Genomic DNA, 15844 nt, shown 5'->3' with positions numbered 1-15844 from the left:
TTGGCGGCAGAGCTAGAGTAGCGACTTGCCATCAGGCAGCTCTACTCTCGCTCGTAAGGATCGTAATCATGACGGCTGATTGGAACTGGTTTTTTAGCACATTGTCGCAATCGACAGCAGCAATAGTCGGTATAATCGGCGCCTTCATTATTGCTAAAATATTTGCAAACCAGGCAACTTTTACTGAAAAAAATAACAGAATGAAAAGCCTGACAGTCGAGGCGGAAAAAATTCTCGACAAGATAGGTACAATTAATTTTGACTGGTACAACAAGCATATAAATGCTGCGGCTTACGCAGATTGTTCCAGAAAAATACGCGCCGTTGTTGAAGAAGACCCCGCGATTATTACAGATGAGAATCTGCTTTCCATATTCACGGAGGCCAAATTTTCAATATTCACAGAAAAGAAAACTATTCTGGAGAATTTGAGGAAAGAGGTTGAATTCGTTTGTCAAACGAACATTGATAAACGTCTGCAAAAGGAGGCGCGGGAAAGAGCCCGAAAAGAAGCGGAAAGCGGCAAGCTAGTTGGTCATGCTGCCATAAATGCGTTAATAGGAAGCATGCCCGATTTCTCTTCCCTGTCAGCTCCTCGGACCGTTCTCAATATCCCGGACTTTAGCACTCCATGGCCTGCACTCCATGAGGAGCGTGATCGCATTACTCAATGTCACCTGGAAGCCAAGCATCACGCACGTATAGTTGCGGAGTTCCTAGAGTCGGCTAGAGGTAACCCGGAATCACCGCCTCAGATCACCTGGTCGCTTTTGTTAGTAGGGCTTATTTTTATTTTCGGAGTTATTTATCCACTGACATTCATGCCGGCCACTAGCGCTCCGGAATTTTCCATCACAAACCTTTGGGCCGCCTTTCTGTCAGTAAAGGGAGCGTTACTTTCTCTACTGGTCATTGCTTTCACGTATGTGTTTTATATGTTCACGCGAACAAACATCAAAATGAAATATGCAGAAGATCAACTAAACAAGCTTCATAAGCTATCTCAAGTCGATGAGTACTGCGAATATTTCAAGTTTCTCCCGCGCTCGGTCGAATAGACTAACTTTAGATTACTGCTTGCCATTTGCTGGAATTCCCACCTCCGCCTCCGCTGGAGGTGGGGGACCACGACAGACATCCAAGAACTCCATTCTGCCGCCTCCAAGCCACCTCGTTCACTCGCGTAACAAGCCCTCACATCCCCTTGAAAACACTGGCTTTTCGGGCACCTGCACGTAACAAGGAAGCGACCTAAGTCTTTGATTTCATTGTTGTGTGCAGGTGCCTTGTAATCAGTAGGTCCCGGGTTCGACTCCTGGTGCCGGCACCATACGTAGTACTCAAGAGGCTCACCGAAAGGTGGGCCTTTTTTGTTTTGGCTGCGAGATGTGACTCAGATGGCGAATTCCCCCAACCTTGCGCAAGGCGTTGTGCATTCAGCTATGGCGTTCTCAAAGGCGTTCCGGCAAACCCCTCCGCGATGGTTTGCGTTCGGCCTATTCTCCATGTTCCCCACGAACTGCTGTGAATTCGCGAGTTTGCTGCTGGCGTGGTTTCTATGCGAGGGACACGAGGGCATTACCATCGACGTGGTAACGGGTGAGTTGAAGGAAGATAGGGAGCAACGGCACATCTGGCTGAGGCTCGAAGGGTACAATCTGGATATCACCGCCGACCAATTCGATGCAGCTCTTCCTCACACGCTCATCACCCAACCCGGGGGGTGGCATGAGAGATACGCAGTGATTCACGCGGCGCCATTCCAAAGGGATTTTCACGAAGACTATGGGGATGATTGCAGGCAAGACATCATCGACGACTATAGGGCCTTGGCACATAACGCACGGGCGCGATGCAGCAAAATGTAGCCCAGAACCTGAAAAGCCACGCCGCAACCGCGGTGGTTCAGCCCAAGTACGATTCGAATCCGGCAGCTCGTGCGGCTTGCGCAAACCACCCCGCCGTGCCCTCAGTCACGCCGTACAATCGCGTGACATTTCTTTTGCAAATCCTTACACACCGTGCAATGCACCCTCAGCGGCTAGAGCCCGCAGCGGGCCTTGACGGGAGGGAGTAAGTGATTTGCTGCCCCGATTTCACCTCCCCCTCTCATCAGCACGGTGCCAAACTACCTTGCAAAACTGCGCAGCACTGCATACCCTTGCGCACAACACACCCGCCATGCCTATGGTTGCCTCGGCAGCTATGCACAAATTGAGCGGGTTTTTTTTACCTGGCCGTTTTGCATGAAGCCCTTCCAAAAACCTGCCATCGACATTCCTGCGCAGCTGGCTCTGCTCAAACAACGGGGCTTGAGCATTCAGGATGAAGCCAAGGCGCATTGCTTTCTCGAAGCAGTCAGCTTCTTTCGCCTGACGCCCTACATGCGCCCCTTCCAGATTCCGGAAGATGCTGACCACGCTTTCAAAGCCGGCACCCGACTACGCGACCTCACCCGTTTGTACGACTTCGATCGACGCTTGCGCCTGCTCGTCATCGATGCCATCGAGCGCATCGAAGTCGCCGCACGCGCCGCAATCAGCAACCACATGGGACCGACCCACGGTGCTCACTGGTATCTCCAGCGCCAATTGTTTCAAAGCAGCTATCGACATCCGGAGCTGCTGGACAGCATTCGCAGCAAGCAGGACAAGGCATGCCAGGATCATCAGCGCGAATGTCGGCGCATCGATGCCTCTAAGGCATCCACAGGACGCAAAGAGCAGCTGAAAAACCTACGCGCCAAGGAAAGCTATGCCCGCCACTATGCGCTGACCTATGACGCGCCAGGCCTGATGCCCGCTTGGGCCGCCATGGAAGAAATCACCCTAGGGGACCTCTCGCACTTATTCAAAGGCCTGGCGCGAGACGCAGACAGGAAAGCCATTGCCCGCCGCCTGGAACTACCTGGCCCGTTGCTGCAGTCCTGGCTCCATACCCTGACCACCATCCGCAACATCTGCGCGCACCATGCGCGGCTGTGGAACCGCGAGCTGGGCATTCGACCTGAGCTGCCAAAGACAGTCACCTTCCCCTGGCCGCAGCATCTGCAAGAGCCTGGGCAACACACACGGGTGTTTCCCGTGTTGTGCATGCTCAACCTGTTGATGCGCCGGGTCAGCCCACACACCAGCTGGGATAGGCGATTGCATGATTTACTGGCGGACTTTCCAGAAACCAACCTGCGAGCGATGGGCTTTCCCCCCAACTGGCAGCAAGACCCATTCTGGCAATTGTCCAACTGAAGCTCATATCGGCTGGGCCCTACCTGAGCGGCGCTGAACGGCAACAACCTGTTCGACAAGAAGTACTACCAGACCATCGGCGCCATCGACCGCAACAACTGGTATGGCGAGCCGCGCAACTACATGCTGACCCTGCGCGGCACCTTCTGCCCCATCCCCCTGAGGCAGAACGTCGCGATCATAGGAGAGCCGCTAACGCCCCCGATCGAACGCGAACACATGGCAAGCCGGTTCTGCTGCACAGCCTGGCCGGCATCAGGGCTGTGCAACTCGCAGAGGGTCCGACTGAGGTCGCTCGCAAGCCCAGAAGTCCACGGCGGCGACGTCCTGTTTCGGTGGTCCCAACCAGTCCGACAACCACTGGCATCGGCCAGCGGCACACACCTGGTAATCGCCAGCCTCGGGCGTGCGTCCGGCGCGCAGGGGTTGCAAGGGTGGCAGTTGCCGATGGTAATGCCAAGCACCATCACGCAGGCGGGCATCGTCCGGGATGTCCATGCCTGCGCCATTACCGCGCACGCGCGCCTCGCCCAGGACCAAGCCTGCAGGCGTCACCTGGTAATCCTCCTCCCAGCGGATCTTCTCGATGCTGTGCTGCCAGGCCAGGGTGAAGTCGTGCAGCGGCAGGCTGACCCAGACCACCCCCGCGAGCCCAATGCACAAGCTGGTCATGCCGGCTGCTGGGTAGGCGGACGCTGTCGCCAGCAATGCCAGCCCAGCACGATCGCCCCCAGGGCGAAGCCCGCTTCGTCGCTGATAGGCAGCGCAAGGATCAACGACACACCAGCGGCAAATGCCAACAGGCGCTCCCACCAGGGCATGGGCCCTCGCAGGTGGCCGATCGAGGCACAGCCCCAGAGCGTCACCGCGAACATGGCCTTGACCAGCATGTACAGGGTGGCGCTCCAGCTATCGCCCTGCATCATCAGCGCCGGATCGTATACCGCCATGAACGGCACGACGAACCCGGCCAGTGCGATGCGCACTGCCCAGATGCTGATCAGCAGCCCCCTTTCCTTGGCGATGGGCGCGGCGGCGAAACATGCCAGCGCCACCGGCGGGGTAAGGTCGGCGAGGATGCCGAAGTAGAACACGAACATGTGCGAGACGATCAGCGGCACCCCAAGCTCCAGCAAGGCCGGGGCGGCAATGGAGCTGGTGATGATGTAGTTGGGAATGGTCGGGATGCCCATGCCCAGCACCAGGCAGGTGAACATGGTCAGCACCAACGACAAGAGCAGGTTGTCGCGCCCCAAGTCCAGAATGTAGCCGGCAAAGGTAGTGGCCAGGCCAGTCAGCGAGATGACGCCAATGATCACCCCGACCAGTGTGCAGGCGATGCCCACCGGTACCGCATGGCGCGCGCCCTCGACCAGTGCCATGACACAAGCGCGAAGCGTCGCCCGGCCGCCCTGGACGAAGCAGCACGCCAAAGCGAGTGCGGCGATCACCAGCAGGATGACGCCGATGCCCATGCGGAAGAAACCCGAGCAAAGCACACCCAGGGCGATCCAGAAGGCCACCCGCAGCCAGGTCTTGCCAGCGCGCAGGATGATCGCCGAACCCAGGATGACGATGGCTGTCAGGGCCAGCCCGACCATTCCCGAATACAGCGGCGTGCGCCCGGAGAACAGCAAGGCCACCAGGATGATGAGCGGCACCAGCAGGAACCAGCGCTCACGCAACGCCCCCCAGGCGCTTGGGCACTGCTCGCGTGGCAGGCCGTGCAACTGGCTGCGCCGGGCCTCCAGATGGACCATCCAGTAGACCGAGCCGAAATACAGCAAGGCCGGGATCAGCGCCGCCTTGGCCACCTCGGCGTAAGGCACGTTGATCGTCTCGGCCATGATGAAAGCCACTGCCCCCATGACCGGCGGCATCAGCTGGCTCCCCATGCTGGCCGTCGCCTCGACGCCACCGGCAAAGGCTGGCGCGTACCCAAAGCGCTTCATCAGGGGGATGGTGAACTGACCGGTGGTGACCACATTGGCGACTCCGGAGCCGGTAATGGTGCCCATCAGCGCCGAGGAAAACACCGAGACCTTGGCCGGGCCACCGCTGCGGTGGCCGAACAGCCCCATCGCGAAATCGGTGAACAGACGGATCATCCCCGCCTGCTCGAGGAAGGCACCGAACAGGATGAACAGGTAGATGTAGGTGGCCGACACATAGGTCGGCGTACCGTAGAGCCCCTCGGTACCGAAGGCCAGTTGGTTGACCATCTGGTCCAGCCCGTAGCCCCGGTGAGCCAGCTCGCCCGGCAGGTACTGGCCGAGCACGCCATAGGCCAGGAACAACGCACAGATGATCGGCAGGGCAATGCCCATGACACGTCGCGCCGCCTCGAACACCAGGCCGATCAGCACCAGCCCGATCACCAGGTCGCCTGTGGTCAGCTCGCCAGAGCGCTGGATCAGCTCACCTTCGAAATACCACTGGTAAAACGCGGTGCCCATGCCCGCGAGCCCCAGCAGCCAGGCCATGGGCTGCCAGGGCCGGCGATGGCCGGCGAGCGGGTAGCTCAGGTATACGACCAGAAGCAGGAACCCCACATGGACCGCCCGCAGTACCTGGGTGGAGATCAACGGGAAGGCCGCGGTGGCGACCTGGAAGATCGAAAACGCCAGGGCGACGGCGAAGAGAGTGGCAGGCCATCGATCGGTGCTGGCCTGCAGGCCTTGGGTGGTATCGCTCATGCGCTGCTCCCACGGTTCGACGATGGTTTCAGGGGAGCAGGTTCTTTTCCTTGTAGTAACGCTCCGCGCCAGGATGCAGGGGGATCGGCAGGTTCGTCGCGGCATTTTCCACGCGGATGTCCTTCGCCGCGGCATGGGCCGTGACCAGTCGCGGGAGGTTTTCGAAGATCAGCTTGGTCATCTGGTAGGCCAGGTCGTCGCTGATGCCTTCATGGGTGACCAGGATGTTGTTGATGGCTGCGGTAGGTACCTCGGCGTCCTGCCCATCATAGGTCCCGGCGGGGATAGCGGCCTGTTGGTAGGCGTTGTTGCCGATCTTGGCCACCACATCGGCGGGAATGGGCACGAACACCACCGGCAAGGTGGCAGCCAGGTCGCGGATAGCTGCCTGGCCGAGCCCGGAGGACTGCAGCGTGGCGTCGAGCTGGCGGTTCTTGATCAGTTCGACGGACTCGGCATAGGGCAGGTATTCGACCTTACCCATGTCCTGGTAGCTGAGCCCTGCGGCCTTGAAGATGGCGCGGGCGTTGAGCTCGGTGCCGGACTTGGGCGCGCCCACCGAGATGCGCTTGCCCTTGAGGTCATCCAGGGATTCGATCCCCGACTCCTTGCTGGCGACGATCTGGATGTAGTTGGGGTAGGTACCGGCGATGGCCCGCAGCTTCTTCAACGGCGTCTTGAAACCCGCCTCGGCGTCGCCTTTCCAGGCATCGGCCACCGAGTCACCGAGCGCGAAAGCCAGCTCCCCCCGCCCGGCTTGCAGGAGATTGAGGTTCTCCACCGAGGCCTTGGTGGCCTGGACCGAGGTCTTGCTGCCCTCGATGCCATGGCTGTAGATCTGCGATATCCCCACACCGATGGGGTAATAGACACCGCTGGTGCCGCCCGTGAGGATGTTGATGAAGGTGGGCGCGGCCTGGGCCGTGGCGCAGACGGCAAAAACGGTGCTGGCCAATGCCAGTCGAAGGGCTCGGTTCATGGCGAAGTCTCCACTTATTGTTCTTTTTCCTGCGCCAATAAACCTAGAACGAATCGGCAGGTCCTGCCCAGCTTTTGCGATCGACACTCGCCGGCCCTACACGAAAGGCCTCTCTAATTGGGCTGTCTTGCAGACCGCCAGCATCTGGCCAGTTCGTACAAACCCTATCCCCCGCTGGCATTCATGAACCGCAGCACCTGCACCTCATCGCTGTCGAACCGGTGCCGGGCAGGCTTGCGCAGCACGGCCTGGCGTATCGCCTCGAGCACGGGCGCGTCATCACCAGGATGGCGCCGCAGCAGCCCGCGCAGGTCCAGCGCGTGCTCATGGCCCAGGCACAGCAGCAGGCGCCCCTCGGCGGTCATGCGCACGCGGTTGCAGGTGTCGCAGAAGTGCTGGCTGATCGGCGAGATGAAACCGATGCGCGTACCAGGATGCCCGCTCACCCGCACGTAACGGGCAGGGCCGCCGCTCTGCTCGGCGCTGTCGATCAGTGCATGGCGTTCGGCGATGCGCTCGCGCACCCAGGTGCTGGCGCAATAGCTTTCGTGGCGTGAGCGGCCCACGTCCCCCAGCGGCATTTCCTCGATGAAGCTGATATCCAGGCCGTGGGCGATGGCGAACTCGACCAAGGCGGGCACTTCGTCGCTATTGCGGCCATGCATCACCACGGTGTTGAGCTTGATGGCGGCAAAACCTGCCGAGCATGCCGCCTCGATGCCGTGCAGCACACGGTCGAGCTCACCGGTGCGGGTGATGGCACGGAAGCGTTTGGGGTCGAGGGTGTCGAGGCTGATGTTGAGGCGCTTGACGCCAGCCTGGGCCAACGGATGGGCCAGTTTGGCCAGTTGCGAGCCGTTGCTGGTCATCACCAGTTCGTGCAGGCCCGGCAGCGTCGCGATACGCTCGCACAGGCCGACGATGCCAGGGCGCACCAGCGGCTCGCCGCCGGTGAGGCGGATCTTGCGCACGCCCTGGCTGACGAACAGCCGCGCCACACGCTCGATTTCTTCCAGGCTCAGCACCTGCTGGCGGGGAAGGAAATGCATGTGTTCGGCCATGCAGTAGACGCAGCGCAAATCGCAGCGGTCGGTGACCGAGATGCGCAGGTAGTCGATTTTCCGGCCGTGGCCGTCGAGCAGCGGGGTGTTCATTCGGAGAGTCCTTGGGGCTGCCTGGCAGCCCATCGCCGGCAAACCCACGAAGAGGCGCGCAAAACGCTATTGAACCAACGGCGAATCCGCGCCATCGAGCAAGATGCCGCGGATATCAGCCTGGCCGACCAGGTTCTTGAGGTACTGCGCCACCGCCACCTGCCACACGCGCTGATCGAGCTCGGCACGAATCGCCTCGTGCACCACCGCGAACGGCAACGCACGGCCTTCGACACGCTGGTCGACCCACACCAGGTGCACGCCATAGCGGCTTTCCAGCGGCTGCTGCGCCAGCCCTGGCGGCAGGCGCAGCAGTTGCCGCTCGAACTCAGGCACGGTCTGCCCCAGGCTGATCTGCCCCAGCGCCCCGCCCTGCTCTTTCGACGGGCACCCCGAATGGGCCAGCGCCAGCTCGGCGAAGCGCGCGCCATCCTCGGCCAGCTGGGCGATCAGGCATTCGCCCAAGGCCCTGGCGTGGCTGCGCGCCTCGGCATCGTCCGGGGCGCAGGCCAGCAGGATATGCCGCACGGCCAGCAGCGGCGCGCTGGTGTAGCGTTCGCGGTTGTTGTCGTAGTAGTGCCGGCAAATGGCTTCGTCGGCACCCGGCAGTTGCAGCTCCTGCTCGATCAGCATCCGGGTCAGCGCCTCTTCCTCGCTTTCGCCCTGCACGCACTGCGCCTGCAAGCCCAGTTGCGCGATGCGCTGGCGCAGCAGTTCACGCACCACCAACGCCTGGCTGGCCAGGAAGATCGCCTCCTCGCGGCTCGGCGCCGGGTGGTACTGCAGCTCGCGGGCGATCGCCGCTCCTTCGAGGGCCACGCCATTGACCGTGATACGCGGCCACTGCAGCTCGCTGGTCGCGATCAGCGTCGCGGCATCCGGCAGCTGCTCGTGGGTATTTGCAATGCCCATGTTCGGGCCTCCTTCATCCAGTGCGGGGGCTCGCGCCCCCACGGTCATCAACCTTTCTGGCGCACGATCTGGTAGCGCCGGCCCAGGTACCACACCGGCGCGCTGACGAAATGCACCAGGCGGGTAAAGGGGAACAGCACGAACAGGGTCAGGCCGAGGAACACGTGCAGCTTGTACACCAGGCCCACCTGGGTGATCGCCGCGGCCGCCCGTTGCGGTTGCAAGGTCACGGTGTACTGCGCCCAGTCGGCCAGCATCACCATCACCGAGCCGTCCAGGTGCTGGGTGGACGCGACGATGGTCAGCAGGCCGAGCGACAGCTGGGTCAGCAACACCACCAGGATCAGGATGTCGGAGACGCTCGAGCTGGCGCGTACCCGTGGGTTGAACAGGCGCCGATGCAGCAACATCACCAGGCCGATGAAGCACAGCACGCCGAAGAAACCACCCGACACCATGGCCAGCAACTGCTTCTCGGCAGTGCCGATGACATGGTGGTACACCGCTTCGGGCGTCAGCAGGCCGACGAAGTGGCCGGCGAGGATGAACAGTACGCCGACGTGGAACAGGTTGCTGGCGACGCGCATGTAGCGCCGGTCGGCCGGGGTCTGGCTGAAGATCTGGCTGGAGCCGGCCTTCCAGCTGTACTGCGACAGGTCGAAGCGCGCCCAGCTGCCGACCAGGCAGATGGCCAGGGCGATGTACGGGTAGACCCCGAACACCAGCAGATCGACGTTAGACATTGCGCACCTCCCGAGCCTGGGCATCCGCCCCCTCATGCTTGAAATCCACCCAGTGCAACGGCACCGGCACCTCCTCGCGCGCCTTGCCAGGCGCACGTGGCTGGCTGGCGCAGCGCTCCTGCTGCTCGGCCTTGAGAAAGTCCACGGCCTCTTCCTCCCAGACCTTGTCCATCGCTTCCAACGAGTCGTCGCGTGGCTCGTCGGCCACCCGTTCGCGGGCAGCCTCCATGACCTGGCCCGGTTGCACCCCGGCGATCTGCAACAGGGCCCGGAAACACGCCGCGTAGCGGCTGCCCCGCTCCTCCAGGCGCGCAGCCAGCAGTGCCAGCAGGTGCGCTACATCGGCCAGGCCCTCGCGGGCGCCCAGGTCGTCGCAGGTCGCGAGGTACTCCAGGTACAGCGGGATGTAGTCCGGCAGCTCGCGCACGCCGATGGCAAAGCCGGCGGCTTCGTACTGGGCCATCAGGTCGACCATGGCCTGGCCACGGTCGCGGGACTCGCCATGCACGTGCTCGAACAGCAGCAGGGACAACGCCCGGCCCCGTTCGAACAGCGCGTCGTAGCGCTCCTGGACATCCATTGGCTCGGCGCCGGTCAGTTCGTCGAGCAGGCAGCGCAACGCCGCGCGCTGGGCGGGGCTGATCTGGCGGGCGGCGTCGATCGCCTGGGCCAGCTCGGCACGGGCCTGCCACAGCGGCGCCTCGGGGTAGTCGAGCAGCAGGGAAATCACCTTGAGAATGCGCATGTTCATTTCTCCCACAGCTGGACGGTCTTGAGCACATCGCGGCGGTTGGCCTTCTTCGCCCCGAACAGGTTGATGTCGGAGCTGCCGCCACACCCGCTGCCAAAGCTGAAGCCGCAGCCGGAACGCTCGGCGAAGGCGTCGCTCATGGCCTCCTCGCGGTGCGCCGAGGGCACGACGTAGCGGTCTTCGTAGTTGGCGATGGCCAGGTAGCGGTACATGTCCTCGCACTGGGCCTGGGTCAGGCCGACCGAGGCCAGCACGTCCAGGTCGCGCACGCCGTCCACCTGCTCGGCGCGTTTGTAGGCGCGCATCGCCAGCAGGCGCTTGAGGGCCAGGCGCACCGGCGCTTCGTCGCCGGCGGTGAGCAGGTTGGCCAGGTAGCGCACCGGGATGCGCAGGCTGTCGACATCGGGCAGCACGCCATCCAGGCTCACGCTGCCGGCAGCGGCGGCGTTCTGGATCGGCGACAGCGGCGGCACGTACCAGACCATCGGCAGGGTGCGGTACTCCGGGTGCAGCGGCAGGGCCAGTTGCCAGTCCACCGCCAGCTTGTACACCGGCGACTGCTGCGCCGCCTCGATCACCGACATCGGCACGCCATCCTTCAGGGCCTGCTCGATGACCTGCGGATCGTTAGGGTCGAGGAACATCTCCAGTTGCTTGCGGTACAGGTCCTGCTCGCCCGGGGTGCTGGCCACCTCGTGGATGCGGTCGGCGTCGTACAGCAGCACGCCGAGGTAGCGAATACGCCCGACGCAGGTTTCCGAACACACCGTGGGCATGCCCGCCTCGATGCGCGGGTAGCAGAAGATGCACTTCTCGGACTTGCCGCTCTTCCAGTTGAAATAGATCTTCTTGTACGGGCAGCCGCTGATGCACATGCGCCAGCCACGGCATTTCTCCTGGTCGATCAGGACGATGCCGTCTTCCTCGCGCTTGTAGATCGCCCCGCTGGGGCAAGACGCCGCGCACGCCGGGTTCAGGCAGTGCTCGCACAGGCGCGGCAGGTACATCATGAAGGTGTTCTCGTACTGGCCGTAGATGTCGGCCTGGACCTGATCGAAGTTCTTGTCCTTGCGCCGCTTGGCGAACTCGGTGCCGAGGATCTCCTCCCAGTTCGGCCCCCACTCGATCTTCTCCATGCGCTGGCCAGACACCAGCGAACGCGGCCGCGCCACCGGCTGGTGCTTGGCCTGCGGCGCGCTGTGCAGGTGCTGGTAGTCGAAGTCGAACGGCTCGTAGTAGTCGTCGATGGCCGGCAGGTCAGGGTTGGCGAAGATATTCGCCAGCACCCGGAACTTGCCGCCGATGCGCGGGCTGATCGAGCCATCGCGGTTACGCACCCAACCGCCTTTCCACTTGTCCTGGTTCTCCCATTCCTTGGGGTAGCCGATACCGGGCTTGCTCTCGACGTTGTTGAACCAGGCGTATTCCATGCCTTCGCGGCTGGTCCAGACGTTCTTGCAGGTGATCGAGCAGGTGTGGCAGCCGATGCACTTGTCCAGGTTCAGGACCATGCCGACTTGCGATCGAATCTTCATGGCTATCTCCTCAGAGGTCGTTGGGCAGTGGCTGTGGCAGGGCATCGCCGCCCAAGCCACCGACATCGGTGCCATCGAGCCAGTCGACCTTGCTCATCTTGCGCACCACGACGAACTCGTCGCGGTTGCAGCCGACCGTGCCGTAGTAGTTGAAACCGTAGGCCTGCTGGGCATAGCCACCGATCATGTGGGTGGGCTTGAGCACCACGCGGGTCACCGAGTTGTGGTGGCCGCCGCGGGTCTTGGTGCTCTCGGCACCAGGCACGTTCACGATGCGTTCCTGGGCGTGGTACATCATCGCCATGCCCTCCTTGACCCGCTGGCTGACCACCGCACGGGCAGTGAGCGCACCGTTGGCGTTGAAGCACTCGATCCAGTCGTTGTCCTCGATGCCGACCTTCTTCGCGTCGATCTCCGAGAGCCACACGATCGTCCCGCCACGGCTCAAGGTGAGCATGATCAGGTTGTCGCTGTAGGTGCTGTGGATGCCCCACTTCTGGTGCGGGGTGATCCAGTTGAGCGCGATCTCCGGGTTGCCGTTGGGCTTCTTGCCCTTCACGTAGTCCACGGTGCGGGTGTCGATCGGTGGGCGATAGCTTTGCAACTGCTCGCCGAAGGCCTGCATCCACGGGTGGTCCTGGTAGAACTGCTGGCGGCCGGTGAGGGTGCGCCAGGGGATCAGCTCGTGGACGTTGGTGTAGCCGGCGTTGTAGCTCACGTGCTCGTCCTCCAGGCCCGACCAGGTGGGGCTGGAGATGATCTTGCGCGGCTGCGCCTGGATATCGCGGAAGCGGATCGCCTCATGCGCCTTGGGCACGGCCAGGTGGCTGTGGTCGCGGCCGGTGAACGCCGACAGCGCGGCCCAGGCCTTCACCGCCACATGGCCGTTGGTTTCCGGCGCCAGGCTGAGGATCACTTCGGCGGCGTCGATGGCCGACTCGATCTTCGGCCGGCCCTGGCTCACGCCTTCGTCACGCACGGTGTGGTTGAGCTCGGCGAGGAACTCCACCTCGTGCTCGGTGTTCCAGTTGATGCCCTTGCCGCCGTTGCCAAGCGTGTCGAGCAGCGGGCCGAGGGAGGTGAACTTCTTGTAGGTGGCCGGGTAGTCGCGCTCGACCACGGTCATGTTCGGGCAGTTCAGGCCCGGCACCGGCGCCACGCCTTCGGTCTTCCAGTCGCTGCCGCCGAACGGCTGGGCCAGCTCGCCGGGGGTGTCGTGCAGCAGCGGCACGGTGACCAGGTCCTGCTCGACACCCAGCTGGCCTTCGCTCATGGCCGAGAACGCCTTGGCGATGCCCTTGTAGATCTCCCAGTCCGAACGCGCTTCCCAGGCCGGGTCGATGGCGGCGGACAGCGGGTGGATGAACGGGTGCATGTCCGAGGTGTTCATGTCGTCCTTCTCGTACCAGGTCGCGGTCGGCAGGACGATGTCGGAGTACATGCAGGTCGAGGACATGCGAAAGTCCAGGGTGGTGACCAGGTCGAGCTTGCCGATGGCACCTTCCTCCACCCACTCGGCTTCGCTCGGCTTGACGCCACCGCGCTTGCCCAGGTCTTCGTTCATCACGCCGTTGCGGGTGCCGAGCAGGTACTTGAGCATGTACTCATGGCCCTTGCCGGAGCTGCCCAGCAGGTTCGAGCGCCAGATGAACAGATTGCGCGGGAAGTTGGCCGGGTTGTCCGGCTGCTCGCAGGCAAAGCGCAGGGAGCCGTCCTGCAGCGACGTGAGCACGTAGTCCTGCGGCGTCATGCCGGCCGCGGCGGCATCGCGGGTGATCTGCAGCGGGTTGCGGTTGAGCTGCGGCGCGCTGGGCAGCCAGCCGGCACGCTCGGCTCGGATGTTGTAGTCGAGCATGTGCTCGGGGAACTGCGACTTGTCGGCCAACGGCGAGAGCACTTCGTGGATGCTCATCTTCTCGTGGCGCCACTGCGAGCTGTGGTTGTAGAAGAAGCTGGTGCCGTTCATCTGCCGGGGCGGACGGCTCCAGTCCAGGCCGAAGGCCAGCGGCAGCCAGCCGCACTGCGGGCGCAGCTTCTCCTGGCCGACATAGTGGGCCCAGCCGCCACCGGTCTGGCCGACGCAACCGCAGAGCATGAGCATGTTGATCAGCCCGCGGTAGTTCATGTCCATGTGGTACCAGTGGTTCATCGCCGCTCCGACGATGATCATGCTGCGGCCATGGGTCTTGTCGGCGTTGTCGGCGAACTCGCGGGCAACCTGGATGGCCTTTTCGCGCGACACGCCGGTGATGCGCTCCTGCCAGGCCGGGGTGCCCGGCACGCTGGCGTCGTCGTAGCTGCTGGCCACGTTGGCGCCACCCAGGCCACGGTCGATGCCGAGGTTGGCGGCCATCAGGTCGAACACCGTGGCGACCTTGGCCTGGCGGCCGTCGGCCAGGGTCAGGGTGCGCACCGGCACACGGCGCAGCTGGACCTCGTCGCCCGGGGCGGCGGCGAAGTGTTCGTGGTACTGGCCACCGAAGTAAGGGAAGGCCACTTCGGCGACATCGCCGTCGCCGATCAGGCTCAGGCGCAAGTCGGTGCTGCGCCCCTCACCGCCCTCGCGGGCCTCGATGTTCCATTTGCCTTTCTCGCCCCAGCGGTAACCGATGGCGCCCTGTGGCGAGACCAGCCCGGCGCTGTTGTCGTCGATGGCAATGGTCTTCCACTCGGGGTTGTTGTCCTGGCCCAGGTTGCCAGCCAGGTCCGAGGCCCGCAGGAAACGGTCGGCGCTGTAGCCATCGTCCCGCGCCTGGAGCAGCACCAGCATGGGCAAGTCGGTGTAGCGCTTGGCGTAGCTGCGGAAGTAGTCGCTGGGCGTGTCGAGGTGGAACTCCTTGAAGATCACGTGGGCGAAGGCCTGGGCCAGCGCCGCGTCGGTACCCTGCTTGGGGTTGAGCCAAAGGTCGGTGAGCTTGGCCACCTCGGCGTAGTCCGGGGTGATGGCCACGGTCTTGGTGCCCTTGTAGCGCACCTCGGTGAAGAAGTGCGCGTCGGGGGTGCGGGTCTGCGGGACGTTGGAGCCCCAGGCGATGATGTAGTTGGCGTTGTACCAGTCGGCCGACTCCGGCACGTCGGTCTGCTCGCCCCACACCTGCGGCGAGGCCGGCGGCAGGTCGCAGTACCAGTCGTAGAACGACAGGCACACGCCACCGATCAGCGACAGGTAGCGGGCACCGGCGGCGTAGCTGACCATCGACATGGCCGGGATCGGCGAGAAACCCACCACCCGGTCCGGGCCATGCTGCTTGACGGTATGCACGTTGGCCGCGGCGATGATCTCGTTGACTTCGTCCCAGCTCGAACGCACGAAGCCACCCATGCCGCGCTGGCACTTGTACGACTCGGCCTTGGCCGGATCGTCGACGATGCTGGCCCAGGCGTCCACGGGCGCCAGCGTGCGGCGCGCCTCACGCCACAGCTTGAGCAGCGGCTTGCGCACCTTGGGGTATTTCAGGCGGTTGGCGCTGTAGATGTACCAGCTGTAGCTGGCACCGCGCGGGCAGCCGCGTGGCTCGTGGTTGGGCAGGTCGCTGCGGGTACGCGGGTAGTCGGTCTGCTGGGTTTCCCAGGTGATCAGGCCGTTCTTCACGTAGATCTTCCAGGAGCACGACCCGGTGCAGTTCACCCCATGGGTGGAACGCACGATCTTGTCGTACTGCCAACGCGAACGGTAGACGTTCTCCCAGTCGCGGGACTCCTGGCGGGTCTCGCCGTGGCCATCGGCGAACTCACCCTGCTTGCGCTTGAAGAAGCGCATCTGGTCGAGTAGGTGGCTCATGTTCTGTTCCTCTCAGGCTGAGCGCGGTGGCCCGCGCTCGTGGTCAAG

At 63.1% G+C, this 15844-nt stretch carries 11 protein-coding genes; 2 read left to right on the top strand and 9 right to left on the bottom strand.

The window, feature by feature from the left end; genetic code table 11:
* The first annotated feature begins 68 nt into the window (after positions 1-68).
* Both ABFA30_RS06015 and ABFA30_RS06010 read left to right on the top strand, forming a co-directional pair.
* Positions 69-1058: a hypothetical protein gene (locus ABFA30_RS06015; protein ID WP_410045230.1), complete on the top strand. Its 990-nt coding sequence runs from the start codon at positions 69-71 to the stop codon at positions 1056-1058.
* A gap of 1188 nt (positions 1059-2246) precedes the next feature.
* On the top strand, positions 2247-3245 hold the full coding sequence (locus ABFA30_RS06010) for an Abi family protein (protein ID WP_253090695.1): 999 nt from the start codon (positions 2247-2249) through the stop codon (positions 3243-3245).
* Between the two features lie 255 nt (positions 3246-3500).
* On the opposite strand, the gene ABFA30_RS06005 is transcribed toward ABFA30_RS06010, so the two are convergent.
* The 9 genes from ABFA30_RS06005 to ABFA30_RS05965 all read right to left on the bottom strand — a co-directional run bounded on the left by ABFA30_RS06005 (position 3501) and on the right by ABFA30_RS05965 (position 15796).
* Complete coding sequence (locus tag ABFA30_RS06005; protein WP_253090694.1) at positions 3501-3917, bottom strand: DUF1850 domain-containing protein; 417 nt, start codon at positions 3915-3917, stop codon at positions 3501-3503.
* The gene (locus ABFA30_RS06000; RefSeq protein ID WP_410045229.1) at positions 3914-5941 is read right to left on the bottom strand and encodes a TRAP transporter permease; all 2028 of its coding nucleotides are present in this window, start codon (positions 5939-5941) and stop codon (positions 3914-3916) included. The genes ABFA30_RS06005 and ABFA30_RS06000 overlap by 4 nt, the downstream gene beginning before the upstream one ends.
* Before the next feature lie 28 nt (positions 5942-5969).
* Positions 5970-6920 (bottom strand): TAXI family TRAP transporter solute-binding subunit, encoded by a 951-nt coding sequence (locus tag ABFA30_RS05995; protein ID WP_225786574.1) that lies wholly within the window; start codon positions 6918-6920, stop codon positions 5970-5972.
* Positions 6921-7084: 164 nt separating this feature from the next.
* Positions 7085-8074 (bottom strand): GTP 3',8-cyclase MoaA, encoded by a 990-nt coding sequence (moaA, locus tag ABFA30_RS05990; RefSeq protein WP_410045228.1) that lies wholly within the window; start codon positions 8072-8074, stop codon positions 7085-7087.
* A gap of 66 nt (positions 8075-8140) precedes the next feature.
* Complete coding sequence (locus ABFA30_RS05985; RefSeq protein ID WP_410045227.1) at positions 8141-8986, bottom strand: peptidylprolyl isomerase; 846 nt, start codon at positions 8984-8986, stop codon at positions 8141-8143.
* Positions 8987-9033: 47 nt separating this feature from the next.
* Entirely contained in the window at positions 9034-9729 is a 696-nt protein-coding gene (gene narI, locus ABFA30_RS05980; RefSeq protein WP_410045226.1) for a respiratory nitrate reductase subunit gamma, read from the bottom strand.
* Positions 9722-10474, bottom strand: coding sequence for a nitrate reductase molybdenum cofactor assembly chaperone (narJ, locus tag ABFA30_RS05975; protein ID WP_225786578.1), 753 nt, complete (start codon positions 10472-10474; stop codon positions 9722-9724). The genes narI and narJ overlap by 8 nt, the downstream gene beginning before the upstream one ends.
* Before the next feature lie 2 nt (positions 10475-10476).
* Positions 10477-12015 carry a nitrate reductase subunit beta gene (gene narH, locus ABFA30_RS05970; RefSeq protein WP_253080259.1) on the bottom strand — a complete coding sequence of 513 codons (1539 nt, stop codon included), beginning with the start codon at positions 12013-12015 and terminating at the stop codon, positions 10477-10479.
* Positions 12016-12025: 10 nt separating this feature from the next.
* A complete protein-coding gene (locus ABFA30_RS05965; RefSeq protein WP_410045225.1) occupies positions 12026-15796 on the bottom strand; it encodes a nitrate reductase subunit alpha in 3771 nt (1256 codons plus the stop codon).
* Between the last annotated feature and the right edge of the window lie 48 nt (positions 15797-15844).

This window comes from Pseudomonas sp. HLMP (genome assembly GCF_046365545.1).
Lineage (GTDB): Bacteria > Pseudomonadota > Gammaproteobacteria > Pseudomonadales > Pseudomonadaceae > Aquipseudomonas > Aquipseudomonas guariconensis_B.
The sequence above is the reverse complement of the archived record's forward strand: the minus strand, read 5'-3'. Positions and strand labels throughout refer to the sequence as shown.